Raw genomic sequence first — 24,594 nt, 5'->3', positions numbered from 1 at the left:
CAATGCCTTAGCTGAGTTCCATGCAAATGGCCGTCAGGGAGAAAAGCATGTCGTCACCAAGCGGATATTCCCGCCTGCAGATCATTTTGCACTGGACCATAGCGGCGCTGATCCTCGTACAACTGACCATCAATTCAGACATGCAGCAAGCCTTCGCTCAACGCCTCACTGGAGACACACTGCCGGAAAATGCCGGAGCGACCTTCCATGCTGCTATCGGCATTGCCGTCCTCTTCCTCGCCACCCTGCGCCTCGGCATCCGCCATGCTCACGGCGTACCTCTCCCGCCCAAGGCAAACCATCGGCTGCTGAACCTGCTCGGCCATGCGACGCATCTGCTGCTTTATGGTTTCCTATTTTTCATGCCCATCAGTGGTGCCCTCGCCTGGTTTGGCGGCATCGAAACGGCAGGTGTGCTGCACGAACTCGGCCGCTTCATTCTGATCCCGGCCATACTCCTCCACATCGGCGGGGCCATTGTGGAGGAGCTGGTGCTGAACAACCGGGTCATCAGGCGAATGATCAGAGCGAAATCGCCTTGATCGTCATCAATCAGGCGTAGTGGCCAGCAACTTGTTGTCAATGGCAAAGCGGAGGGGAACGCTTCCTTTGGTGAGGCTAAGTATGACGACACCAAACTTCCAGATCAGCGGCTGGAAAACGGGCGTCAACGGCGTTCTGTTATGCTAGCGGGCTTGAGACAACACTGGGGGCGCTAGTGGCCGCCACCGAGATAGAAAGCCAAGCACTCGCAAGTCTCGCAGAGCAGACAATTTGAACTACAATTTCTCGTTATTACGGAATCTGTAGAGTATCGGCCAAACACTCCATCGCAAAGCACCGCGATTTCCAAGCGTTACGATGTTCGTGGCAAGATGGCGGAGAGGCCCGCCGACCAACTCCTGTCACCGGAGGCCTAATGAACGACCTAGCGACACGCCCTCCGCGCGCGCCGCCCCAAATCACGGAACTCCTCGTGGGCCAGACCCAAGACATTCAATGCCGACCGCTTTTAGAGTAGTGAGGAATCGAGCGATGTCCGTTCCCTCGTATCCGATGGTGAAAACCGTCGTCATCATCCACTCCATGGAGCTTTGTGCCGCTACCGCTCTTCAACCGACCTACCTTGTGGGGGCACAAAGCGGGGGCATAAACAAAAAAGACCCTCCGGAGAAGGTCTGATTTTTCAACGACTTAAAGACATCAAAAGGGAATGGCGGAGAGGAAGGGATTCGAACCCTCGAGGCCCTTCCGGACCTGCACCCTTAGCAGGGGTGTGCCTTCGACCACTCGGCCACCTCTCCACACAGGGGCTGATACAAGGCAATGATGCAGGAACGCAAGGGCTTTATGGCAATGCTGAGAGATTTCCCCATTGGCAGCACGCCGATGCTACCCTGTAGAACCTTGCAGGAACAGACAGGCAACACGCACCAATGTGCGTACAAATCCCGTACAGTCTGTTCACCAAGAGTTCTCAGGAAAGGTTGCAGTCCTGTCGGGATCGCCATCGACTTTTTCGGCCATTGATTTCGTTGATCAAAACGGCCGTTTTTGTCCCACTTTTTCGACCCTCAAAAAAGTGGGACACTTTTGTTCAGTTGGCGTTCTCCGCCCTGCCCTTCCCGACGCACACGCCCTGATGGCCATCCCAGCCGCAATAGCTCAGCCGGACTTCCCCACGAACACGCCCGAAGCCCGCATGGGGTGCATTGCACTCCTCACAGAAATAGATCGGGAATTTATGCTCAGCAGTCTGGACCGGCGAGATATCGCCTTTGTCGGATTGGTACTTTGTCGGCATGGTCTCAGGTGGAATCGAATTGAACTTGTGCCATTGTCCCCGCGTTGCGCGAGCGCATCAATGTGAAGGGGGATAGCAATGTGTGGACGCTTCACCAATCATAGCCTCGTCGAGGATGGCTTTCGCCAAGTCCCTCACGAATTTCTCTGAGGACGGGCGAGTTGGGTGCAACAAGCCGGCAACATTGAGTTTATCCATAGCGATAGCGGCACTGCGCCGCAGGATGTCTTCGCTCAGGGGCCCCGCTTCTGCACCCTTCGACTGCATGATAGGCCGACAAGGCAACCCGAACCGGTCGAATTCCAGCAGAGCATTCTGGAACGCCTCGTTGAAAGTCGAGCCAAACCCGAACACACAGTCGTCGTCGCCCGAGGATTGTTCCCGGTTCAAGAAGACGTGCACCCGACTGGAATAAACAGACATCGCAATGCAGCGCAGTCCATATGCCTCGCGAAGCTCTTTAAAATGATCGTCAGGTGCATTTGAAAGAGCGGTTTCTGAGCGCCGCCCCGGCAGCACGTAGCCCTCAGAGTTGTCAGGAATGTGGTGCTCAAGAAGTTTTGCGTCTCTATACTTGTCGGTCATGATGCATGCTCCATAGAGGCGCGTTGTTCGTGCCAGTTCGCATCGAAAGCGAGGCAGGCCAATTCGGGAGTAGAGCCAAAACCAGCCACGCCCTCTTGAATATTCACGCCATACAGTGCGCACCACATATCTCCGTCTGGAAAGACGGAGGGTCGCATAAGAACGTGTGGTTGCTGCCGTTTGGCTTCAGTGCCATACGCCATCTCCGCAGCACTGAACTGTGCATTAAGCACAGCCTGATCACTTGCGTAAGTCAATTGCATCACCTCCAATCGTATCTATGATTGAAGATATAGCGTATGTATGATAAACGTCAATACCGTACATACGAAAAGGTGACGCTTGACTCTAAATCATATATACGCTTCAAGTCCTCGTGTGGGACGCAAGAAGGAATATCCAGACAGGATCACTCTCCCGTTGGCCGAAGGCGTGCTGGCGAAGATCGATACCGTCTTGTCTGAAGCAGAGCCGCGTCTCGACATGATCCGCGAGGCGGTCGATCGGGAGATCAAACGGCGTGAGCGGCTAAAGTCGAAGGATACGGACTGATCAACTCGCTTTAGTCGCCCTGCTTGTCCTTCATCCAAGGATATTCCTCGGGAGGCTTGATTTTGGCCGCACGCCTCTTGGCCTCTCGATCTGCCTTGTTCTTGGCCAATTTCTCCTGGTGTTTCCGCTGCTGTTCGGCTTCGAATTCCTTCGCCAAAGCCGTGGCTTTGGTCGGGTCCCACTTATTATCACCCCACATGGCGTCCTCCCTATGATGGATCTCGACGCCGAGTAACCAAATCGGCCTTTAGGTCGGGGCGACTGATCGGGGTCATCAGGTGATATTGTTGCTGCGGGCCCGTTGCCGGCGGCCCGTAGTGCTCATCCACCCATTGCATGATGTACCTGAAGCCATTGGGTCTGCGGATCAGCGTATGGCCAACATCGTCACTGGTGGGATAGCGCTCCTGTTCGATCCATCTAAAGGTCGTCCCACACTTGGGGCACCTACCCCACAATTCTCCCACAACAGCCCGGCCGCCGAAGACGTGCACCAGATCGGAAGCCAGGTAGTGCCTGACCCGCTTGCATGCCTTGCACTCGCATCTGACGAGCATGCCAGCATTCGCCACGGCGTAGAGGAAGGCTTGGTGCGCGAAGCCAGTGCTGGGGGTCTTTGGCATTCGGGAATTGACTCGCTGCGTCGTTTGTTCTCATTATGTTCTCATTCCGAGTGAGCCCAAGAGTCAAGATGGGAGCGATCACGATGCGAGAATTGTGGAAAGACGTTGCCCCTTTTGGCGAGGGAGAGGATCGAGGCTTTGCCTTTGGCGGCCTGGAGCTTTGGGAAGTCGCCGACATGGTGACGGGCGAAGTTGACCCGCTCTATCGCGTGCTTGCCCTAGCCAGCGGCCCTACCCTGCTGATCCTTCTCTGCGACGAAAACCGGGCGTTCCATATCGCCACGGATTTCGCCTCGCGACGGGATTGGACCAGGGTTGGGGACTGGGACGGAGTCGACCTCTTTAGCGAGCAGATCGATGTCATCGCCCTCTATCCGGGCGAGGCAGTTCCTCCTGGCCAGCCATATTTGGGAGAGTTCGACGACATGGAATTCTCGCCAAACGACCGGCACTAGCCTCTATCGGCCGGATCGATCTCGATGGCTTCAACGGTCGCGTGCCGAAGCTTGTCGCTGCCCTTGAGGTGGCGAACCGTGGCGCGCAAGCCTGGGCTGATCCATGTGGCCTTCTTCCGTCCGGTGCCGATGATCGGGGCCTTTGCCACTCCCCTGCCCTCGACATAGCGCCAGAACACGTCGCGGAGCGATGCCGGGAGGGATATGAAGGCCGCGCCTCGATAACCCGCCTCATCGGCCAAGAGCGCGTAGGGAATACCGTCGCTGCCCTTGTCGACACCGATCACGTCAAAGGTGTCCGTGTGCCAGCACTTGGTCTTGAGCCAAGTTTGCGTCGGCCCAGAGGTGTAGGTGCTGCCCTTGCGCTTTGAGACAATGCCCTCAAGGCCCATCTGGTCGGAGAGCTTGAAGAAGTCAGCACCCTCCCCGTCATATTCGTCGGAGATGAGGATGTGCTTGGTGCTGCTGCCTTCCAATATCCAGCGCAGATGGGCGCGACGTTCCTCGAGCGGCTTGCGCCTCATATCGACGCCATTGAGGTGCAGCAGGTCGAAGGCGAAGAACACGAGCCGCCACGGCTCTTTCGTCATGGCGGATTGCAGGAGGCCGAAGTCGGTGACCCCAAGATCATCCTGCACGCAAACTTCGCCATCGATCAGCGCCGACCTGCAGTCGATGCCGGCAGCCGCCTCGACGATACCAAGGTATCGGTTGGTCCAATCGTGGCCATTGCGGGTAAAGGCCCTCACCTGCCCGCCAGCGATCGCCAGTTGCGTTCGATAGCCGTCGTATTTGATCTCATGCAGCCAGGCGCCACCCGCAGGCGGATCGTCCACCAACGTCGGCTGCATGGTCTTAATGAACTTCGGGATGATGAGGGTAGATTCAGAGTCTTTGCGGGATTGCCGCTTATTGCTGGGGGCGGGCGTCAAGGCCGCCATGGCAGGCTCTGGTTCATGGGCGATTCAATGAGGAACCGGGAAATCCGTTCCAACTAATGCGCCATTGCAGACCCGTTGTGGCCACCACCGTTTTTGCCCATCAATAGGCGCGCCAAAGCTGACGCGGACAGGGTGAACGCCGCGATAACCATTAGAAGGGTCGCAAACAACAAGGTGGCGCCGGCACTGTTGCCGAGGACAGCCATAGTCCAACGAATTTGGAAATCGACATAAGTCCTAGCGTACACCCGCGGGTATTCCACCTTGTCGGGGCGCTTGGCCGTACGTGTAAGCAACCCAGCAACGAGCAACGCGCTCCTACCAACCATCCACCAGGCGGTGCGGGTGCTGTAAGCTTGATCCAACGCCGCAGACACGAGCAGTTTGTCTTCCTCCGGGAAGGTCGGCTCGTCACAAAGCGCTTCTGCCAAATCCAGCAAACCTTGGCGAATGGGATCAGTCACCAGAAAAAGCCCGCGCGAGAGCACGGCATATGCCAGCCACGCGACAGCTATTGAGATAACGGCAATCGCAAACGGAAACTGATCCGATGCGATGACGGCGGCGTCAAACACGGCGGTGTCCATAGCGCTCACCTCTTGGCTTTCTTCGCCGGCGAAGCGCGCCGGCTATCGAACGTACGTTTGGAATCGGCTTTTGGTTGCGAAACCATTGCAGTCCACCATATCGCAATCAAAGCACTAACAATCAACCATAGCAACCAATGCTGAACGAGAAGGGCGAAGAAAGCATTAGCGAACTTTGAAAACTGGGTGAACTTTTGAGGATGTTCGAGATGAAACCCGGTTGCCTTGGCACCTTCATGAAGGCCAAACAAAAAGGCCACTGAGGCGGGATAAGACAAAACCACCTTCAGATAGGTCAAGCACAACTGAGGAAACATCAGCACGGGCACCAGTACAGGGACTCGCACTACCTAGCAGATTGATAGAACGACTTGCCATCACTGGATGGCAATTGATCACAAGAATGCGATACCCAAGCCGAGAAGGATCACCAGGCTATTTTCCAGCGTTGCTGATCCACTGCCAGAATCCAGACCCGAAGATTATCAGTGCAACACCAATCAGGGCCGTGAGGACGGCCGTTCCAACCTTCTTGGTTGAGCCATCCCATGTCAGCCGAAGGCGGCGTAGGAAGCGGAAATCTTCGCGCGCTTCATCCTGGTGCCCGGCATCATCCAGGCGTAGGCCAGCGTCAGCCCACTCCTCCCGCATCACCGCCCTAAGTTGAGCGATCTGCTCGGGCGTGAACGTCTTCCCTGCGTTGACGATCTCGGTGAGGACGCGGGACTGCTGAGCGCGATCGCGTTCGAGCAGATCAACGCGCTTGCTCAAGGTGAGCTTGCCGCGGCCAAGTGGATCTTCTTCAGGCGGTGCCGTCATCAGGCTATTTTCCTCTGAACTGCCGCGCCGCGAAGGCGCCAGCGTCGGCAATGACTATGGCCGGGACGAGTACCAGAGCCATGTCGTGAATGCGGGCGGGGACGTCGATCACCACCAGGTCGAGGCCGAACCATGGGTTGATGATCTGGACGAGGTAGATCGCAGCCCACCAGAGGCCGAAGGGAACGACGATCAGCCACCGGCCGACGGACGTTGCTGACCACGCCCTGCCCGCCTCGGCGACGGCGATATCTCGCGCCGCCTCGATGCGGGTGATGGTCTTCTCTGCCTCAATTCGCTGCTCGCTGTTCTGTGCGTCGAGCTTCGCCTGATAGGCCGCCAGCAGCGGCCCGGTGAATTGCTTGATGACGCCGCCACCGAGCCAATCGAGGATGGCCCTAAACATTGACGATGGTCTTCGAATTGCTGGGCGTCTTGACCGTGATGACGGCCGGGCCATCGGCAGCCTTCAGGGTTTCGCGAACCTGCACCTCAGCATCGTCCTTCGTTGCCGCCACACGCGGGCGCATCCAGACGTTGATGATGAAGACTGCCGCGATCACATACGGCAGATACTTCGCCGGGATGACAGCCTGGACTTCGGGGGCGCCCAGCAGAGGGGCGACCAGCACCAGCAGCGCGCCGATGCCGTTGAATAGGCGCGTGCGCCAGCGGACGATGAAGTCCCAGACCTGATTGATGGCAGCTTTCATGGCAGAATCCCTTGGTTCTTGAGGAAGGCGTATATGCCGCCGGCAATGGCGAGCAGGACCGCCACTATTGCGGCAGCCGGCGACTTGCTGGCGCCGCCAGCGGGCGGCGTTGATGGCCTGGGTGAGGGCGAAGGTGCGGGAGAGGCTGAACGCCCGCCAATGAGCGCCGCTTCGAACTTCTCGGCATAGCCGGCGATAAGCGCAGCCTCGTCCTTGCCGTTGACGATCCGGCGAGCCTCGACATAGTCGCACTGGTCGCTGTTGATGTAGTCCTGCAGCTTCTTGCCGGTGAAGGTGCCCTTTGTCATTCCCTCGACGAGGATGCGGGCCGCGATCGACACCTCTTCGGCACGCTGCGGTTCCTTGAGCAGATCGATGCCCAGGCGGCGCGACCAGTCGGTGTAGTTCGCCCGGCCGGTGATGTGCACGAGCCCGCGGCCCATGAACTTCTTGCCGTCGCCGGCGACCGTGTTGCCGAGATCCGCCCTGCCCTCGTAGCGTTTCTGCGCAGCCGTCGGGCCCCAGATTTCCTTGAGCCATTTGAAGCGGCCGGTTTCGTGCCATGCTGTCGCAAGGACATAGGCCAAGCGCATATCGGAATAACCGAAGTCGTCTCCGTACTTGTCCCAAGCCGCCGAGATGGCGTTGAGAACGTCGACCTGGTGCTGGCTGAGCGAGCCGTCGGCCAGCGTCGAGCGAACCGCGTCGAAGAACGCAGCCTTTAGGGCCATATCGGCCTCCTGTGATGGATGGAAAAGAAAAGGCCCCGCAGAAGCGAGGCCAAATTGCTGATGAACCTAATCGCAGCGTGCGCGTTTAGCGGCATCGGTGCCCACGCGCATGTCCCCAGGGCACTGAGTGCTCCACTGAGCCCCGGCCTGCACGCCGGGGCTTTTTTAATGAATGCCGTCTAGCCTAAAATTCCGGCGCGCGGTTTGCCCCACGCTCCCGGGTATGGGAAGGCTTCGGCTGTGAGGGGCGGTCGAAGCCTTCTCTTTTCCAAGACGGAACCAAAACCATGCGGCTCAGTTCATAGAGCCGAGCATCTGGCCCGGTTGTTGACGCTCAACCGAGTGGCTGGATGCTCAACCAAAGCCGCCGCGTGATCCAACAGAGATCACGACAGGCGGCTTTTTCATGCTCGACCTGTCGAACGTTATAGACGGCACCGGCAGGACGCTATTCATAGAGATCGCCCAGGGCCGTCCCATGCCGTAGTCAGCAGGCCTTGGACGCTACCGGCAGGGGAAGGCTCCATTTCGCCGAATGGGGTCTTCCTTGTCCGCCGCGTATCCCAATAGAGCAACGATGTAAGGCTTTCATTCGGACTGTCAGTGGTTAACTCTTTCGCGGGGCGCCTCATTGACTCTCGCTCTTCATTAATATTTCGATAACCTCCTCATTGAGGGGGCTATCATGAACTTGAAGACTATCGCAGCGACTGGACTGGTCGTGGCGTCTCTCGCAGCCTGCGCAAAAGCGCCTGAGAGTATAGCACCGTCGTACGTTTCGGAGGTCCAGTATCAATCCTATTCCTGTACCCAACTTGGTCAGGAGAAGGGCAGGCTCGAACAGGCATACGCAGTGACAGCAAAAGCGCAAAACGATGCTCGCACCGGTGATGCTTGGGGCGTTTTCCTCATTGGCATGCCGACATCCAGCCTTTCGGGCGGGAACGTTGCGGCCGAAGTCGCTAGTCTCAAGGGCCAAATGGTTGCTGTCGACAAGACCATAATTGCCAAGAACTGCGCACCAGGCCCAATGCCCAGCTAGTGCGATACATCCCATCCCCGATGGACGATTATCCATGTCAGTTGCATCGACCGGTTTCGAAGATATAGAATCCTCCAATTGTTCCGGAGGATTCCTTAATGCGGTTTGCTGCTATCTTTGCCTTGGTCGTAATTCTTGCCGGTTGCGCCGCCAGCACGGGGCCGAAATATCTTAACAAAGACGGTAATGCCGCTTCGTGGGGTGAAGGAAAGCGTACGGAAAACCCGTCGCTGTCGAGCCAGTCGAACAAGCCCTGGTAGGACTTGCAACAAAGGCCCCGGCGATCTGGGGCCTTTTTCTTATGCGGCCGCAAACCTCCATAGATCATCCAGTTGATCTACGGTGATACACAGCGCTTCACGCGCGGCTTCCACGAGTGGATGATCACGTTCGAAAAACTTGGCGAAGTCGAGCTTGGCCGACGCGACAGCCCAGGCCATTGGGTCATAATCCGGGCCCTCCGGATCGTTGAGGCTCGCAACCCAGTCGCGAAGCTCCTGCTCGTTTCCGGAGGCCCGAACCACGAACCAGAACTGGTCGGGCTCAAGGTTCGGAAACTCCGCCTTTCGGGCCGCGGCAGCTTCTTCCGCTGTGCGTTGCTCTGCTGTGACGATGATCGACTGATCAGGGCTCCACATTGGCGGGCTCCTCTGGCTGCGGTTCTGGATCACGTGGCACTTCGATCGGCCCATCTTCGGCGACTGTGACGGGCTCAGGAAAAGCAACCGCCTGAGACGGAGTCGGTCCGTGTGGCAGGATCAACGTCAGCCTGACCTCTCCTGCGATCCGCTCGACTGGTCCGACAATCCATGCGCACGGAACGGCGCCGGCCGGGATCATGTCGCCCTCAGCCAGCGGATTAAAGTTGAACAACTCGCCGTTGATCCGGAGACGATCACCGCTGCTTTTTTCTAGCGCCAACGTGTCGTCTCGGCGCTGAGGTGAAAACGAAATGCGCATTAGAACCACCTTCCTACGGCAATATATTCAGGCACGCCCGCTGCACCACTAAGAGCACCCAGCAGGTACAATGATGCTGTTGTCGTTGTAATGGCGGCTCCCGAAACCCACGGGGCGGAAACGGCAGAGAACGCCGCATTATATGTCACGTTGGGGGCGGCACTAAAGGCGACCGGGAACGTGAATGTAGCCAACCCGCTTGCAAAAACTGACCCAGCCGCATTTGTTGCAGAAAATGAGCCGGGTGACTTGTGCCAACAAATCTGGGTTCCGTCTGCAAACCGCACATACTGTCCATTGGCATTGCTTCCGCGCTCGATAATGTAACCGGTCGGTACGCCGCCTGATTGGGAAACCGCGCCGAGAATGTTGTCCCTGGCGTAGGCGCCTGTCGCTTTCAATAGCGCCAGAAGCTGGGTCATGGTAACGTCTTCGGGTACCCCAGCGCCGGCCGTGTTGCGGCCTTTGACTGTAGCATTGGCCATATTTGCGAGCTTGGCGTTCGTCACGCTGCCATCGCCCGGAACAAGTTCAGCGATGGTTTTGCCGCCACGTTTGGTCAGCTTGCCCGTGGTGCCGCTGAAGACCACGATCTCGTCATTCGCGGAATCGGCCGGCCCGACCATGTCACCCGTGCCAGTGCCATCCTGACCCTTCTGAACCAACAACTCCCAATAGGCATTGCTTGTAGTTGGAAGGGTTGGAGGAGCATTGCCAGTGGTGGGTTGAAGAGTTATCCAAGCCGACCCTGCTTCATTGATCACGTAACCTTTGCCGTAGGCGAATTCGTCGTCGTACCCGCCGGGCACATAGACGAAACCTTCGCCTGCTGGGATCACGAAGCTAAGCTCAACGCCATCATCAGTCGGCGTCGGAGTAATTTCAACGTCTGTTCCGGGCAAGCCTGTGGTGACATCACCAACGGTCACATCGGGCAACGGACCAACAGGTCCAGTCACGAACGCAGGATCGGTCCAATCCGCACTAGCATTGCTGGCTTTGGAATAGATGGCGGAACGACCGTCGCCGACATCGGACACAAGCACCGAGAAACCGGCCGCCTGCCCATCGTATGTGGCGCGCGCGGAGAGATCATCAACCTGAACATCATAGTCCGCACCCGAGACAAGCGACAACTTGGGCACAGTGGTCATCGCGCCCGGGCCGGTGAACATAAGTACCTGATCAGCCGATCCCGTCAGCCCAGCAACAGCCTGAATATTCCCATTGCCAAGCTGCTCGCGCAGCATGGCCGACTGCGATGTGGATCGGCTTCCATCCGAGAGGATGCGGATGCGGTATGCCACATCGACGAGGTCAGGCCCCTCCCATGCCCTGTCCAGCTTGCCAGCGACGTTGGAGGTGATCTCAGAAATCACACCCTGATAGGGCGTTCCCGGCAGATAGAAGATCGTGTCGCCTTCGCGGATTTGTGCGAGCTGCCAGCCAGTGCCCGTGCCGGTGAAATCCACCAAGCCATTGGTCAGGCTGATGGTGCCCGACACATAGTCAGAGAGAACGGCCATGTTGGCTCCAATAGAAAAAGCCGCCCCGGAGGCGGCGCAATGTGACCGGGTGTCTGGTAAAGACAGTTAAACTCTAGGCGCCTGGACGACGACGGATGGTGTTCCAACGATTGTCGCGCCGCCGGTAGCCCCTGAGCTAGCAGCTCGTTCAATCAAGCGAATACGATAGACTTGGCCGGTAGTGAGTGTGCGGAACGTCACGATGTCCGTGACACCGACGGCCAGCGCTAAAACAGTTACCGCGCCCGTCGTCAGGTTTTCGAGCTCGATATAGATGTAAAAATCTGGGTTCGACCCTGTGGAGTCCCGGCTAATCTGAGCTTGAATGCCCAGCAAGACGGGGAAGCCATAGGAAGTGAATGTGGCTGACACCCAGTCCTTTCCTGCTGAAACGAAGCTGCCACCGGTTGTGTATTGAGCGATCGCGCCATTCGCGAAGTTGACCGTCTGAATGGTCGCATTGGCAATTTTCGCGTTGGTGATCGCCGCATCACCGATTTGAGCGCTGCCAATAGACGCATTCGCGATCTTGGCGCCTGTGATCGTGGCGTCTTGGATTTTGGCGTTCGTGATTGCCGCATCGGCGATCTTGGCATTGGTGATTGCGGCATCGACAATGGCGGCACTGCCGACCATGGCGTTTGCAACCCGCAGCACCCCCGACTGGAAGATGAACGGCTGGAAAGCCGCCGCTGCCGCGCTCTCGGCGATTACGAATTGCTCGGCAATCTCCATGCGCCGTGTCGGCAAAGAGTTGTTGTTGGGAGTGTCCCAGTAACTACCTGCCAAGCGGAAGTCGCCACTGTCGAGCGGATCAAAGCGGGTCTCGATGCCAACGCGGCTGTAACCCGTGGGTCCAGAAACCGCTGTGAACCGGATGCGAGCCGAATTGACGTCGCCATCGTTGGCCGCTGACAACTCGGTCAACGCATCGGCCATCGCGACCAACTGCCCCTGCATCGGGACAATAGCCACGGTGATGGTCTCTTCGAACGACGCGGACAATTCGCCGGATACGACAGCCAGACTGCGCCGGACCTCATCGAACTGGTAGGCGTTTGCCAGCTCCTGGTCGCCAGTCAATGTAGCTTGAGCCTGGGCCTGCTCGATCAGCTCGCGGATGTTCTGACCCATCCAATCGAAATAGCCCTGAACCTGTTCGCCAAGTTCATCCAGATCGATGTCGCCATAGACGACATCGAGGGGGCCGAGCTTTACATCAGGCGTGGTGACCGGCAGCCACGCAGACCATTCAGTGGCACGGCCGGAGAACGGGACCAGCTTGCCGCGTACCTCGTATTGGACCGCTGGCAGGATTGGGTCGCCAGACCATTGCGCCGATGGTTCGATCTCTTCGGGATCGTATGGAGCCCTGCCATCGATAACCAGCGCGCCTGTCTCGGCAAGCCGAGCCTGAACCCAAACCTCGCTGACGTCGACCAGCCCAGCGCCGAACCCGTAAATGCGGAAGCCCGGACGACGGGCAATCCCATTATTGTCCTCCCCGATATAAGGCTCGACAGCGAAGCCGGTGATCTGCTGCGGAGCCGGCCGAGCAATGACCAGCGGCGCGACGTCATAGGGGAGCTCATTGTCGGTCGACCATGAATAGTCGCTCGGGTCCATCTCCTGCAGGCCAACGAACTGGTTGGCATTCGGCAGGTCGTCCATGGCCGTGATGAGGAAGTCTTTCCCCACATAGCCGTTGCGGGCACTGGTCCACGCAGCTACGTCGAGCGGCTCGTATTCCCACCATTCCGGCGGCATCGTCTGCGTGTGCCGGCGGAAGCGGCGTACCTCCTCGATGGCGGCCCGCATCAGCTCCTGAACCTGCAGGGCGAACGGAACGGCTTTGTATTGCGTAGTGAAGGGCAGACGGCGGTTGTCGTCCAGCACCTCAAGGTCGCTGCGGTACCGCGGCGGCGCTTCCTTAAGCTCCCAGCCCTCAGCAGGCTCCGGATAGGTGGCGCCCATGCCGTTGAATAGGCTTTCGAGGCCGGGGAACGGTTCGTAGGTCTGGCCTTCGGAAATCACAAGGTCTTCATCGGTGAAAGACACGACTGGCGCGTCCGGTTCACCCACCAAGAACTTGTATATCCCGCCAATCTCAGCCACGCGGCCTTCGCAGGCCTTGAGCATTTCACCGATAATGGCATGAGGCTCGGCGTCCACGCTGACTTCCATGCCGAAGCGGAACCGCTTCTCGGTCGTGCCGTCGCGCAGCGTGTCGCACTTGTCCATCTGGCCTTCTAGGTTAGCCGCGATGAAGTTGGCGTCGGTGATGTTCTGCGGGCCATAGACCCACTGGCCGCCGAAGTAGAGCCCCTTGGCGAGTGTGTAGATGCCGACCATTGGATTGTCGTGCTGGCTATCCCCGCGAGGATCGCTGAGCGGGATGCCATGAACCTCAGCTAAATACTCCGGGAAGCCCGAAAAAAGCTCGCGGTTCACCAATGCCGTCGCGACGAAGTAAGCCACGCCACGACCCACCATATCTGACGTGTAGGGCCGGTTCGGATCGGCGCCGAACTGCGCCAGCATCAGCGGGTCGGCGGCAGTCTGATTGCCGTTGTAGAAATTGACCCATAGGTGATCGACGCCATTCACTCGATATTCGAGAACGGCATATCCGAGACTTCCCGTCGGCATCCCGGCCAAAGTGACGCGCTCGCCGTTGACGAAGAAGCCCGATAGTCCACGAACAGGCAGGTCCGAAACCGACACGACCTTGGAGAAATAGGCATTCGGAGTCTCCCCAGAATTGCCCCAAGTGCCGGCGTATTTCAGATGCCCACCAGTGGCGTAGAAGCCCATGATGAAGGAAAGCGGGATATCGCCGCCGGTCTGGATCGACCCACGGACGCCAGGGACTTTCTGCTTCTGGTCCTGCTGGAACATCGACTGGATAAGCGTCGATGCGAGGCTGAGAACCAGCCCAATGATGATCTGAAAAATGAAGCCCATGGCTTAAGTCGTGCCCTTCACTTCACCCCACCAAAGCTCCCAATTCCCGGCGGTTCCGGCGTATTGGCCGAACCGATCGCCGGAGCGGAGCCGGTAGGTTTCGTCGCTCTTCTTCGCCGAGTTCGTTCGGGTCATCTCTTGGGTGTGCGAGCGCACGTTGATCGTACGAATGCTTTCGCCTCCCGGACCCGCGACCGTCTCCGGCGCAGTGTTGACCTGGCCGACGAAGCGGCTCCGAGGGTTGGCAACCAGCAGCATGGAATCTGGATCGAGATAGCCGCGGAAGATCTGCACCCGAGCAACCCGAAGCGCAGTCTCATCGGCGCGCGCTAAAAGCTTCACAATTGGATGGATCGGATTCAGCCGAACCTGAATGGTATCGACCTCAAGACCGACCTTCAGCGGGATAGCGTCGATGGCCTGGATCGGCGCGTTGTCGCCATAGAAAGTGTAGTTTTCGACCGTTCCCGCGCCGTTGGTGACAACGTTGACCGCGACGTCTTCGCCGACGTTGGTGAAACCGTAGCGGGTGACAGTCTCGCCCGCTGTCAGGGTGAAAAGCACGAAGTCGCGCGGAACTATAGCCGAGCGATTTCGCACAGCGCCCTGTGTCGCGGCGTCCAAAACTCTGACCATGAAGTGCTATCCTGCTGCCAGGGTTTGACGGACACGGAAGCTGATGCGGGTCCGGTTCGCTGAGTGAAACTGCTGGGTCAGTGTGTTGGGGATGAGCTTCACCTTGGCCGCTGGTCTTTTGAAGCTGGCGGCGAGGCCCTCAACGATGCCCGACCGAAGGTGCGGCCTCACTTCCACCAGGCCAGTGGTACCCGAACCGTTGGCAGTGATGTCCCCAACCAGGCGATGCAGCGCGCGACGTGCCGGCGTTCCATATTCCACCATGAACATGTCACCGGCGGAGAGGACATAGTTGGGCGGCAAGTCGGTGAACGACAGTTCCTTCCTGTTCGTGGCGATGAAGCCGATTTCAGGATTGGACGCCCCATAGATGACGCCGCCAGGATCAGTCGCCGGCCACCAGCCAAGCGGGTTAGCCAGGAAGAATGTTTGGATTGCTCCATCAAGAGCGTCAAACTTTGCGACCAGCCCGCGCGCCTTCGTGTGAAGCAAAGGTCGAAGGGAAACGTCGCCCTCCCAAAGAGCCGGGGCAAGGTCTGCTGCCAGCCCCTCCCCCGATCCCAAGCCGCTAAATTCCTGCTGTCGGACAAGCTCCCATGTGACGGACTGAACCGGCAGAAGGTCGCCAAGGTCTGCCTGAGGAATCGGGAAGGTGATTGCCGTCATCCGTTGACCACCATCGTGTTGTTCTTCAGCTCGTTGACGCGGCGCGGCAAGGTCTTCCGGTCATAGCGCTCTAGCGCATCAGAGATGGCCGTTGTCATTTGGGCTTGGTTTAGGCCGCTACCGTCGATTTGGATGGCACCTGCCATCAACGTGATGCTGCTCGTTGCGGTCGTGGGCGGAGCGGAGATGCCCGCGACATCGGGAATGCGGGGCACGATCGTGCCGCTCTGGCCGGGAACGAAGAGTTCCGGGCGCTTCTCACCCACAACATAGGCTTTGCCAGCCTGAACAGGGCCGCCGCCTGCGCGGAAACCACCGAAGAGTGCCGCCAGCGGATTTCCACCGCCGCCAAAGCCACTGAAGAGGCCATTCAAACCCATATTCAGCAGATTGCGCCCGAGATCTTTCAGCACGTTCCCGAAGATTTCCCCGGCGTCTTTTCCTTCGAGGAAGCCGTCGATGATGGTGTCGAGGGCCTCTCGTCCGGCATTGGCAAGGTCTTCTGCCGACTGGCGGGCCTTATCCTGAGCTTCGGCAAGACGGGCAGCTTCGGCAGTTGCTCGAGCATATCCGGATGAAAGCTCTTCGATCTGCTGGCGCCGCGGCTCATCGAGAGCCAAGCCTTGCTCTTTTGCCGCGTTCTCAAGCTCGATCTGAGCCCGCAACTTTTCGACCGCGAAGCCATAGTCGTTCACAAGCGGGTTGAGTTGGGCCTGCAGAGCGGTCTCGCGGGTCAGGGCGTCAATGCGTTCCTGCTGAGCTGCGACTGCCGCAGCATACTGATCGCGCTTCGATCCGCCGCCGCCACCTACACCGGCTGGCGCCTTATAGTCGCTCAGGCTCACCGGCTGGACAGTAGGGCTGGCACCAAAAGATTGAAGCTCGGAGAATTTTGGCGCCGCGCCAATTTCGTCCATCCGGGTAGCGGAAATAGCCGCCGCTCGCAGGGCGTAGATTTGCTGGATCGTCGCGCCGATCTTCGACAGCAAGGGAGCGAAGTCCGGATTGGCATCACCGAGGGCCTCAATGGCTTCGGCGGCGAGCCGGGCAGACCCCTTCCCCTCCAACACCTGCTGGAAGAGATCTTGCGCTGCCGCATCGATCTCACCCATTTTGCCGACGGTGTTGTCAGCGAAACTCGCCAAGGTCTGCTCCGCCTCCCCCAAGGCGATATCTGTATCGGAAACGGTCGGACCGAACTTGTCGAAGCTCGCGGTCAACTCGTCTATGATGGCGCGGGCTTCCGAGCCCTCGCGCGTCAGCGCACGAAGCGCCTCAACACCGCGCCTGATGTCCGCAAAAATCGGCAGGTTCTGTGCCGAGATGCCAACCTGATCAATGAAACTGCTAACGCTGTCCTTGTTATCAACGGCAGTGTTTCCGAGGGCATCTATAATGTTGGCAAGGTCCGTCAGGCCCGCACCAATGCGCACCGACGCCCCAGTAGCCTCATCAAGCTTTCCTGCCGTGTCGATCAGCACGTTCTGCAGGCGAACGAAGCCTTGGGAGATCGTAACTTCAGCCCCGGCCACCTGCTCCTGCAGAATGACGGAACCAGCTTGGAAGGCGCGGAAGAATGCCTCGCTGCTGACTTTGCCATCGATGACCAACTTGCGCAGCGCGGCGACAGAGCCGTTGGCTTCCTTCAGGCCGGCGGCAGCGGCGCGAAGGATGGACGGCGCACCTTCCACGACAGAGTTGAATTCTTCAGCCCGGACAATGCCGGAACCCATGGCCTGACTAAGCTGGATCAGCGCGCCTCGGGCTTCATCGGAAGTCGTGCCCTGCACGCGGAGCGCAAGAGCCACATTATCCGTGAAGCTCAACAGCTCGTCGGTCGTGACGCCGAGTTCCTTCTGGGCGAGACCGAGGCGGCTGAATAGCGTTGTCAGCGTCTCCACTGGCGCCATGTTTCGCTGCGCCGACTGGAACAGCGACTGATAGACGCGATCGAGTTCTTCGCCAGCGAGGCCAACGACCTTCAGCGAGTTTTCGATGCGCGTGCTCGCATCAACAAGCTGCTGTGCGCCGCGCAGGGCAGCCGCCGTAGCGAACGCTGAAGCGACACCTCGTTGCAGTCCCGACCAGCCGGCATTGAGCTTCTGAATCGCAGTTGCCTGCCGCTGCTCGATCTTGCGCATCGTGTTGTTGGTGATGCCCAAGGCCTTCTGCATCGTGCGATCGAACTTGGTGATCGAAGCCTCGAGGCTCACGACCAAGCGCTCTATTTCAGTCGCCATGCTAGTGAACCTCGAACGTCACAATGCCAGCCGGCACCAGGTGCAGACCGGCCAGCAGATAGGTTTGGGTCGACAGGACGCCGCCTCGCGAGAAACCGTAGGCCTCGATATCGGCGATAAGCTCCGCCTTTTCCTCAGGCGTCAGCTTGCCCTTTTGGGCAGGAGTATTGGCCTGAACATAGCCATCCCATGCGGAGAAAAATTCCCACAGGGAGGCGCGCTTAACCGCTTCGGCGGTCCACCCCATGGCCGCTCCCAAACCGAGGATCAGGCCCCAGCGGAATCGTCCGTTGGGGAGACCGTCGAGCCGCTGCCCGTCGCCTCCCCCACCGTTTTTTTTGGATCGTCCGGCGCCCCCTGCACGCCGGCAGCGAGGACAGCAAATGCCAGCGGCACGCTTTCCATTGGGGGACGGCTCTCGACATAGTCGCGCACAAGGCTCAGGGCCTTAGCCGGCTCAATGCCGCCACCGATCAGACCGAGCCTGATGATGTGCGATATTTCTTGAACTTTCCAATGCTTGCCGCCGAGCTTGTCGAGCAGGAAAAATGGACCGCAATCCGTGGCATCCTGAAGCATGATCAGTTCGCCATTGGCCAGGCGAAACGTGTATGCCCCATCGGCCCAATCCAACGGGCCGATCGTCTGCGAGACACCCATCAGGCAGTCGGCGCCGATGTGCGGGTCATCTTGCCGTCCGACTGCATCGAGACGTTGTTCGTCACGGTGCGGCCGTCAGGAGCGCCGATTTCCAGCGTTTCGACCTGCATGTAGCCGGTATAGGTGTAGGTGGTGCTGGGAAATTCCAGCTCGACCTTGACGGGAACGCTGTCAACGCTTTCCCAAGCATCAAGCCATTGCTCGACGCTTTCAGCGGCAAGCACGCCCTCGCCGGAGACCGCCATGCTGAGCGAGACCGCATCGCGGCCAAGCCAGTTGACGGCATCAGGCTCGTCGCAATCGCCAAGGTTGATTTCTTCGAGACCCTTGGTGAGGGTCAGCGACTTGGAAGTGAAACCGCAAAGGGCCGCGTAGACGATGGGATCGGCGCTATTGCCGAGCATCACACGAACCTTGCCGCCTTTGATCCTGCTGGGCGGGGCCATGGCATTCTCCGATGTTGAGGGGTTATTTGACTTCGACCAGGGCCGTGAACTGGATCACGGCATGGTTGGTGATACCGTCGCTGTCGCGAAGGATGCGGGTAAGCTCGTGACGGATGGACACGAGCGCGTTGACCGACAGATTAAGCTCGACGCCGTGCAGCGCCTTGCGAACTTCCCCTGCAATCTGGCTTGCTTGGACTGAGCTATACGCAAGGCCGGAGCCCCAAGACCAACCATCGATCTGGAATGTGACTTCCAAGCCTTCGATGCAGTCCGCATCGTCGCTGATCGCTGTTGCGAGCCCAAGGCTGATGTACGGGCTGGTGACGTCGGCCACCAGTTGCCCGCCGACCTGCCTCTCGGGAACGCGATCATAAATCTTGGTCCCGACGATTGCTGTAAGTGCCGGCACCTGACGAAGCTTATTCAGCGCCGCCAGCCGGAGTTCATAGATTGGTTCCACACTCAGCCCCCGGTTGCGATCCGCTTAGCGGCCTTATTGACGGACCGCGTAATCCTGCCGCGAGCTCGCCGCCGATTGGCGCGATAAGAGACAAAAAAGAAGGGCCTTGCGGCCGTGCCTGGGTGCTGCGTTCCCGCGAAGCGACCGCCATTGATATGCGGAGCGGTACCAAACTCTTCCCAGCGCGCCATAAACGCGTCATCGCCGCCGGCGTAAATCGTGATCCTCAGGTTTCCCTCAGGGCCAGTCACGGCACCGATCGCCATCGTGCCGCCTGGCGCATCGCCCCAAGCCCAGCCTATGGATTCCCTTACCCGATCACTTTGGGTCAGCGATTTTGCGAGCGTTACGATCTCGTTCGCGCCGACCTCCATGGCCGCACGAATTTCCTGCTCGACCACCGAGGGGAAACGTTGAAGCTTCTTCCGGAGGCTATCGAGGCCTTGCACCTTGGCCATCTCAGGATGGCGCTCCTTCGGTGGCCAGGAATTCCAGCCACTGATTTTTGCCGTCGGGGTCAGCCGGCGGCGAAACCACGGCAAAGATGCGGGCTTCATTGCGAGCGTCGACGAGTTGCCACGCCACGGTGATCTCTCGCGTGTTGGTTGTGTTGCGCACCGTGACGACGAACGGCTGAGTGCCACCGAGGCGGGCCGCATCGACGCCTTCCCCACCGGTGCGCGGCTTCATCCCGGCCGCAGCCGTGAAGACGGTTTCGAACTCGCCGGCACCCGGCATACCGGGGCCGCCCATGCCGTCGTCACCATCACCGCGCTGCTGGAAATGCAGGCGCTCGCGCAAGCCGCCAGCTCGACGGAAACTCTCAGCCATATGTCTTGGCCTTTCGCTTGGTGATTCTGACTGCCTTGGATGCGCCCACGGCGGCATTTGCGCAGACAGTCGTCACGAGCTTCTCGTCGCCATCGCGGTATGCGATCGTGGTTTGGCGCGTCGGCTTAAAGTCGAAGTCAGCAGTGAAGCGGACCCAAGGCATCGCTACAGCGTGACGTTGGGGTCAGCGAAATCCAGCTGCAGGTTCGACGTGGTGAGCGCGATACCGATACGGATTGGATCATCGCCGGTCGTGACATCGGCGCGCGGGCAGATCGCGCCGGGCGTCCCGGAAAGGTAATAATCTGTGCCGGCGGTCAGCACGGCGCCGACGTTGACGACAGCGCCGTTGAGCGCCAGCACCACCGGCTGATCGGCAGCGGCACCGTTGAGCGCCAGGCCGCCGATGGAGCGGATCTCAGCCGTAGCGCTGTCGTTATCGGCGAGCCCTGCCTTCTTCGTGACAGAAGCCTGATAGCAAGCCTGCCCAGCCGTCAGAACGGCAGCGGCAATAAGGCTCTTAGTCGGTCCAGAGACCAGTTTCACATTGGCAGCGGAAATGGAAATGTCGGCCATGCTGGCCTCCCTTGGTTTTCGAGGTTTGGCTAAAGGACCATCCGCCGGAAGGGCGAGATGAGCGCATTCACGGCAAACGGCAGTTCGGCGACCGAACCAGGTACCGACGCCTCACGGTTGTTGAACCATTCGGCCACGAGCAGGAGGATGGCGACCTTAAGAGCGCCAGGGACTGTGCTGTTATCGTCCTCGTCGGCGGGATAGCCCGCGACAAAAGTGACGGAGATTGCGTCCCGCTCATAAAGACTGGAGGGAAATACATAGGCATTGCGGAAGCGCGCAAACGAGTTGCCGGCGCTGTCCACCTCGAGCAGATATTCGTCATCATCAATGGTCGCGGTCTGCCCGTCGGCATTCCGCCAAGTGATGCTCGCGATCGAGGTCACCGGCGCCAAGGGCAGCGGCAACTCGCGGCAGAACTTGCTGAAATCCATGCGCCAGGTCTGCTCGACCAAGCACCGACCGAGGATGCCACTCCAGCCGTCCAGATAGGACACAGCAGCCGCGATGAAGGCACTGATAATCCCGTCCTCGTCATCCCAGTCAACCCTGAGGTGCGCCTTGGCCTCTTCGAGGGTAACGGGAAAGCTTTCCGGCGCTTGGATGAGGACAGGCCTATTCATTTTCATGAGCCCTGCACCTTCACCAGAACCGGGTAGAGGTCGCATTCAATCTTGGAGCCGTCAGCATTTACTAGTGCCAGCAAACCCTGGTCATCCACGGACATCGAGCGGATCGCCGGGCCGGGATCGCCCTTCACGGACGGGCCGGGATCGCCCTTGATGCTCTGCCCCGGCTTGCCTTCCTTGCCGCGCATCGCAATGACCTGCCAGCCGTCGCCAGGGCACGGGCCCGGATCTGCCTTGCGGGAGATGAATGCGCTGCCGTTGAGCGCGACAATGTTGAGGCGGCCATATTCCGCGTCAGGACTGAAGGTGCCGCGGACCTCAATCTGCTCGGCGGGCTTGCCGTCTTCGCCTCGTGCCGCAAGGCAAATCCAGTCCGCATGGGGCGGCGCTTTGCCGGTGTCTCGATTGGCCTGATAGGTCACGCCCTCATGCGTGACGACATCGCCTTCGCGGTGAACCGTATCGATCCAAGCCTTGACGATGGGCAGCTTACCGTCACGCCCATCCTTGCCATTCGCGCCATCGCGGCCAGGAGCTCCATCAATGCCATCCCGGCCCGGAAGTCCGTCGGCGCCTCGTTCACCTGGCGCGCCATCGGCGCCATCACGACCGTTGGCCCCATCAGCGCCAGGTTCACCCTTTTCGCCACGCTCGCCATCCTTGCCATCGCGAGGACGAGGAATCGCGTCGATTGCCCGCTGCACAAGATCGGCGATCGACGCCTTTTCGACCTCAGACTTCACCATTTCAGCCAGTTCGTCCGCGTCGACGCTCTTACCATCGACGCCATCACGCCCCGACTGGCCGACCTCACCATCTCGGCCGGGCGCGCCATCGGCGCCCCGTTCACCTTGCGCACCATCAGCGCCATCTCGGCCATCTTTGCCGTCCGCCCCCTTTTCGCCAGGCGCACCATCCTTGCCGTCGGCGCCATCACGACCGACAACCACGCCGACATCATCTGTCGTGCCGTCCGTGAATGTTGCGACGAGGTGCCCATCCGACTTGATGATCAGCTTGGCAATGCCGCGGCCCTGGGCACCAGGCATACCGTCGGCGCCCCGTTCGCCAGCGATGCCGTCGACGCCATCACGACCCGGAGCACCATCGGCGCCGTTCTGCGGCAGAGGGATATCGGCCACAGCCTTGGCGACCATGTTGGCGATCGTCGCCTCAGCCGCTTCTGCTCGCTGCTCGGCATCTGCCAAGCGCTCCATGAGCGGCGCCATTGCCTTGTCGATGTACTGACGCGCACCGTCGACTAATGCCGCGGCGAGCTTTTCGTGATCAAGCGGCTTCAATGGCGGTCTCCCAGCCTCGTTTGATCGCCGCAATGGCGTCTTCGGTATCATCGCGCTCAAGGGGCGCCGGCAAAGCCTCAAGAACGCGGTCGGGAATGGCTGCGATGGCCTCGCGCTGTGCAACCTCGACAGCCTCAACACGCTCCACGATCGGCTCGACGGCCGTGCGCGTTGCTTCGCCAAACAACCTGGCTTGCTCTTCAACAGTCGGTGCAGGCTCAGCATTCAGTGTCTGCTGCTGCAGCTCCGCAGCCATGGCCAGCGGGATATCCTGCATCTGGACATAGAGGTCGTCGCCACCTTCCTTCTTGCCCAGTCCAATCTTCGCGCGCGCCTCGTTGCGGGTCATAACCTTGCCGGCGCCAGTCGTGAGCGCGTCGATCATTTCCTTGAATGAGGAGCGCAGCAGCGCATCGGTATCAAATTCCAGATACTCGTCGGGCATGCCCTTGAGCTTGAAAAGCAGGCCGAAGGCTTCCTCGATATGGTTGAGCGCGAAACCAAGGCCGGTCGACTTCCATGCCGACATCAAAGACTCGGTCGATGCAAATGGTGTCCCGCCGATGCCGAGGATCTGAAGCGGCATCCGAAAAGCCAGGGCGATGTTCTGATCGCTGAGCTTGAGCATATCGGCCAGCTTGGAATCGTTGGCGCTCTGCCCGATCGCCTTGGCCTTGAGGCCGTTGGTCAAGATCGGCGTGCCGCCAGCCTTCTCGCCCTTGGTCTGCAAGTCCCATAGCTCGCGCAGCTCAATGGTCTGCTCTTTCGTGAGCTTCGCGTCGGTCTCGAGCATGATCGAGGGACGCGCCTGGTTGAGATAAAACGCAACCTGTTGGCTCATTGCCGCGCCGGCCAATGCCTGATCGACGGCAACAGCCAGAATGGGACTTACGCCCTTCAGTGGGTGCTTAGGCGTCCGAAGCCTGACATGCAGAACGTCGCGGGCCGGGACCGGATAGGAAAGATCAAACCGCGCGTCGACAACCTCATTGCCGGACAAGCCATAATAGATAGATCCATCGTCGCCGACATATGGCCGGCCGAAACGCATCCGATGAATTTCAGCGACTTCCTGACGATCGTTCCGGGGCGCATAGGCAAAAGCCTCGCCATCCCGGTAGAGACGATCTGTCAGGTTCATCAGGAAGTCCGACATCGATTCGTAATCGTTCGGGCGCTTCAGGATGCGTGCAAGTGCGGACGTGGTAACGAGCTCTCGGCCGCCATCCGGCAACATCTTCCAATGGCCACCGGGGCACATGGCGACCGTCTGCGAATAAGCCGAGACACAAGCCTCAACCATGGCGCCGGATTCGCCGTATGGGCCGGGAGAATGCCCAGCCTGCCACCAGTTCATCAGCCGGCCAGCGGACGCGGAAAGCCAGCCGTTATCGGCCTGATACGGGCCAGGACGGTATTCGCCCTCGGCTGCTTTCTGCTTGCCGCCGAAAATCCGGCTGATCCAGTTGGCCATTACCGGCGACCCTTGCCCTGACGGGTCTGGTAACCAGGATTTCGAGCAGGAGCTGGCCGCTGGGCAGGCTGCATATCTTCCGTGACCACTGCAGACGTTTCCGTCGCGGCAGGCGTTGAAGGCTTCGGCTCGTCGGTCGGCTTTGCGCCACCAGCAGCGCCATTGCCGTCATGGTCGCCTTTGCCGCCAAAGAGCTGCTTGCCGCTCTCATCGAGGTCAACGCCGCGAGACCGCGGCACGCCCGGAGAGCGCATCGCGACCTTCACACCGGACGAATGGGTCAGAACGCCATCCTGATCGGCACATTCTGCGGGATCGGCGGCATTGCCGTCTTCGAGGACAAACCAGGTTGCGCGCATGTGCTCGCCTC

The 24,594-nt window shown here is 59.5% G+C and carries 31 protein-coding genes and 1 tRNA gene; 4 read left to right on the top strand and 28 right to left on the bottom strand.

Annotated features, from left to right (window positions below):
* The first annotated feature begins 20 nt into the window (after positions 1-20).
* Positions 21-542, top strand: a complete 522-nt coding sequence (locus JP75_RS07925) for a cytochrome b (protein ID WP_084587540.1) — start codon at positions 21-23, stop codon at positions 540-542.
* Positions 543-1,214: 672 nt separating this feature from the next.
* On the opposite strand, the gene JP75_RS07920 is transcribed toward JP75_RS07925, so the two are convergent.
* Positions 1,215-1,304: transfer RNA gene (locus tag JP75_RS07920), tRNA-Ser, on the bottom strand.
* 557 nt (positions 1,305-1,861) lie between these two features.
* Positions 1,862-2,389 (bottom strand): hypothetical protein, encoded by a 528-nt coding sequence (locus tag JP75_RS07910; protein ID WP_035081345.1) that lies wholly within the window; start codon positions 2,387-2,389, stop codon positions 1,862-1,864.
* Positions 2,390-2,809: 420 nt separating this feature from the next.
* Between JP75_RS07910 and JP75_RS27200 the strand changes: the two genes are divergently transcribed.
* Positions 2,810-2,941, top strand: coding sequence for a hypothetical protein (locus JP75_RS27200; protein WP_280113988.1), 132 nt, complete (start codon positions 2,810-2,812; stop codon positions 2,939-2,941).
* A gap of 10 nt (positions 2,942-2,951) precedes the next feature.
* On the opposite strand, the gene JP75_RS07900 is transcribed toward JP75_RS27200, so the two are convergent.
* Entirely contained in the window at positions 2,952-3,140 is a 189-nt protein-coding gene (locus JP75_RS07900) for a hypothetical protein (protein ID WP_035081341.1), read from the bottom strand.
* A gap of 492 nt (positions 3,141-3,632) precedes the next feature.
* On the opposite strand from JP75_RS07900, the gene JP75_RS07890 reads away from it, so the two are divergent.
* Entirely contained in the window at positions 3,633-4,019 is a 387-nt protein-coding gene (locus JP75_RS07890) for a hypothetical protein (protein ID WP_035081323.1), read from the top strand.
* On the opposite strand, the gene JP75_RS07885 is transcribed toward JP75_RS07890, so the two are convergent.
* From JP75_RS07885 to JP75_RS26980, 23 genes are all read right to left on the bottom strand, one after another.
* Positions 4,016-4,960 carry an ATP-dependent DNA ligase gene (locus tag JP75_RS07885; protein ID WP_051960489.1) on the bottom strand — a complete coding sequence of 315 codons (945 nt, stop codon included), beginning with the start codon at positions 4,958-4,960 and terminating at the stop codon, positions 4,016-4,018. The genes JP75_RS07890 and JP75_RS07885 overlap by 4 nt on opposite strands.
* A gap of 53 nt (positions 4,961-5,013) precedes the next feature.
* On the bottom strand, positions 5,014-5,547 hold the full coding sequence (locus JP75_RS07880; RefSeq protein ID WP_035081321.1) for a hypothetical protein: 534 nt from the start codon (positions 5,545-5,547) through the stop codon (positions 5,014-5,016).
* A 5-nt stretch (positions 5,548-5,552) separates the two neighbouring features.
* A complete protein-coding gene (locus JP75_RS07875; protein ID WP_152565766.1) occupies positions 5,553-5,846 on the bottom strand; it encodes a hypothetical protein in 294 nt (97 codons plus the stop codon).
* A 136-nt stretch (positions 5,847-5,982) separates the two neighbouring features.
* Entirely contained in the window at positions 5,983-6,366 is a 384-nt protein-coding gene (locus JP75_RS07870) for a hypothetical protein (protein ID WP_035081317.1), read from the bottom strand.
* A 4-nt stretch (positions 6,367-6,370) separates the two neighbouring features.
* Positions 6,371-6,772, bottom strand: a complete 402-nt coding sequence (locus JP75_RS07865; protein ID WP_035081313.1) for a hypothetical protein — start codon at positions 6,770-6,772, stop codon at positions 6,371-6,373.
* Positions 6,765-7,079 (bottom strand): hypothetical protein, encoded by a 315-nt coding sequence (locus tag JP75_RS07860; protein ID WP_035081311.1) that lies wholly within the window; start codon positions 7,077-7,079, stop codon positions 6,765-6,767. Before JP75_RS07860 ends, JP75_RS07865 begins: the two co-directional genes overlap by 8 nt.
* Positions 7,076-7,810 (bottom strand): glycoside hydrolase family 19 protein, encoded by a 735-nt coding sequence (locus tag JP75_RS07855; RefSeq protein WP_051960488.1) that lies wholly within the window; start codon positions 7,808-7,810, stop codon positions 7,076-7,078. Before JP75_RS07855 ends, JP75_RS07860 begins: the two co-directional genes overlap by 4 nt.
* A 1,341-nt stretch (positions 7,811-9,151) precedes the next feature.
* Positions 9,152-9,490: a hypothetical protein gene (locus JP75_RS07845; RefSeq protein ID WP_035081305.1), complete on the bottom strand. Its 339-nt coding sequence runs from the start codon at positions 9,488-9,490 to the stop codon at positions 9,152-9,154.
* The gene (locus tag JP75_RS07840) at positions 9,477-9,812 is read right to left on the bottom strand and encodes a hypothetical protein (protein ID WP_035081303.1); all 336 of its coding nucleotides are present in this window, start codon (positions 9,810-9,812) and stop codon (positions 9,477-9,479) included. The genes JP75_RS07845 and JP75_RS07840 overlap by 14 nt, the downstream gene beginning before the upstream one ends.
* Positions 9,812-11,338 (bottom strand): hypothetical protein, encoded by a 1,527-nt coding sequence (locus tag JP75_RS25215; protein ID WP_051960487.1) that lies wholly within the window; start codon positions 11,336-11,338, stop codon positions 9,812-9,814. Before JP75_RS25215 ends, JP75_RS07840 begins: the two co-directional genes overlap by 1 nt.
* Before the next feature lie 66 nt (positions 11,339-11,404).
* Complete coding sequence (locus tag JP75_RS07830) at positions 11,405-14,302, bottom strand: phage tail protein (protein ID WP_035081300.1); 2,898 nt, start codon at positions 14,300-14,302, stop codon at positions 11,405-11,407.
* 3 nt (positions 14,303-14,305) lie between these two features.
* Positions 14,306-14,866 carry a hypothetical protein gene (locus JP75_RS07825; RefSeq protein WP_152565765.1) on the bottom strand — a complete coding sequence of 187 codons (561 nt, stop codon included), beginning with the start codon at positions 14,864-14,866 and terminating at the stop codon, positions 14,306-14,308.
* A gap of 78 nt (positions 14,867-14,944) precedes the next feature.
* Positions 14,945-15,604 carry a hypothetical protein gene (locus JP75_RS07820; protein WP_035081297.1) on the bottom strand — a complete coding sequence of 220 codons (660 nt, stop codon included), beginning with the start codon at positions 15,602-15,604 and terminating at the stop codon, positions 14,945-14,947.
* Positions 15,601-17,766 carry a tape measure protein gene (locus JP75_RS07815; protein WP_160194660.1) on the bottom strand — a complete coding sequence of 722 codons (2,166 nt, stop codon included), beginning with the start codon at positions 17,764-17,766 and terminating at the stop codon, positions 15,601-15,603. Before JP75_RS07815 ends, JP75_RS07820 begins: the two co-directional genes overlap by 4 nt.
* A gap of 79 nt (positions 17,767-17,845) precedes the next feature.
* Entirely contained in the window at positions 17,846-18,091 is a 246-nt protein-coding gene (locus JP75_RS07810) for a hypothetical protein (protein ID WP_035081292.1), read from the bottom strand.
* Positions 18,092-18,111: 20 nt separating this feature from the next.
* Positions 18,112-18,504: a gene transfer agent family protein gene (locus JP75_RS07805; protein ID WP_035081289.1), complete on the bottom strand. Its 393-nt coding sequence runs from the start codon at positions 18,502-18,504 to the stop codon at positions 18,112-18,114.
* On the bottom strand, positions 18,504-18,950 hold the full coding sequence (locus JP75_RS07800; RefSeq protein WP_035081286.1) for a phage tail tube protein: 447 nt from the start codon (positions 18,948-18,950) through the stop codon (positions 18,504-18,506). Before JP75_RS07800 ends, JP75_RS07805 begins: the two co-directional genes overlap by 1 nt.
* A gap of 22 nt (positions 18,951-18,972) precedes the next feature.
* Positions 18,973-19,413, bottom strand: coding sequence for a DUF3168 domain-containing protein (locus JP75_RS07795; protein ID WP_035081284.1), 441 nt, complete (start codon positions 19,411-19,413; stop codon positions 18,973-18,975).
* A gap of 2 nt (positions 19,414-19,415) precedes the next feature.
* Positions 19,416-19,871 (bottom strand): HK97 gp10 family phage protein, encoded by a 456-nt coding sequence (locus JP75_RS07790; protein ID WP_035081282.1) that lies wholly within the window; start codon positions 19,869-19,871, stop codon positions 19,416-19,418.
* 1 nt (position 19,872) lies between these two features.
* Positions 19,873-20,244, bottom strand: a complete 372-nt coding sequence (locus JP75_RS07785) for a head-tail adaptor protein (protein WP_035081279.1) — start codon at positions 20,242-20,244, stop codon at positions 19,873-19,875.
* A gap of 165 nt (positions 20,245-20,409) precedes the next feature.
* Entirely contained in the window at positions 20,410-20,820 is a 411-nt protein-coding gene (locus JP75_RS07780) for a hypothetical protein (RefSeq protein WP_035081277.1), read from the bottom strand.
* Between the two features lie 29 nt (positions 20,821-20,849).
* On the bottom strand, positions 20,850-21,443 hold the full coding sequence (locus JP75_RS07775; RefSeq protein ID WP_051960485.1) for a head-tail connector protein: 594 nt from the start codon (positions 21,441-21,443) through the stop codon (positions 20,850-20,852).
* A gap of 2 nt (positions 21,444-21,445) precedes the next feature.
* Positions 21,446-21,871 carry a hypothetical protein gene (locus JP75_RS26980; RefSeq protein WP_051960484.1) on the bottom strand — a complete coding sequence of 142 codons (426 nt, stop codon included), beginning with the start codon at positions 21,869-21,871 and terminating at the stop codon, positions 21,446-21,448.
* A 6-nt stretch (positions 21,872-21,877) separates the two neighbouring features.
* On the opposite strand from JP75_RS26980, the gene JP75_RS26975 reads away from it, so the two are divergent.
* Entirely contained in the window at positions 21,878-22,714 is an 837-nt protein-coding gene (locus JP75_RS26975; RefSeq protein WP_244446274.1) for a hypothetical protein, read from the top strand.
* A gap of 22 nt (positions 22,715-22,736) precedes the next feature.
* Here JP75_RS26975 and JP75_RS07765 read toward each other — a convergent pair whose 3' ends face one another.
* Positions 22,737-24,224, bottom strand: a complete 1,488-nt coding sequence (locus JP75_RS07765) for a phage portal protein (RefSeq protein ID WP_051960482.1) — start codon at positions 24,222-24,224, stop codon at positions 22,737-22,739.
* The gene (locus tag JP75_RS07760; RefSeq protein WP_035081271.1) at positions 24,224-24,583 is read right to left on the bottom strand and encodes a hypothetical protein; all 360 of its coding nucleotides are present in this window, start codon (positions 24,581-24,583) and stop codon (positions 24,224-24,226) included. Before JP75_RS07760 ends, JP75_RS07765 begins: the two co-directional genes overlap by 1 nt.
* Positions 24,584-24,594: the final 11 nt, after the last annotated feature.

The organism is Devosia riboflavina (genome assembly GCF_000743575.1).
GTDB lineage: Bacteria > Pseudomonadota > Alphaproteobacteria > Rhizobiales > Devosiaceae > Devosia > Devosia riboflavina.
The sequence above is the reverse complement of the archived record's forward strand: the minus strand, read 5'-3'. Positions and strand labels throughout refer to the sequence as shown.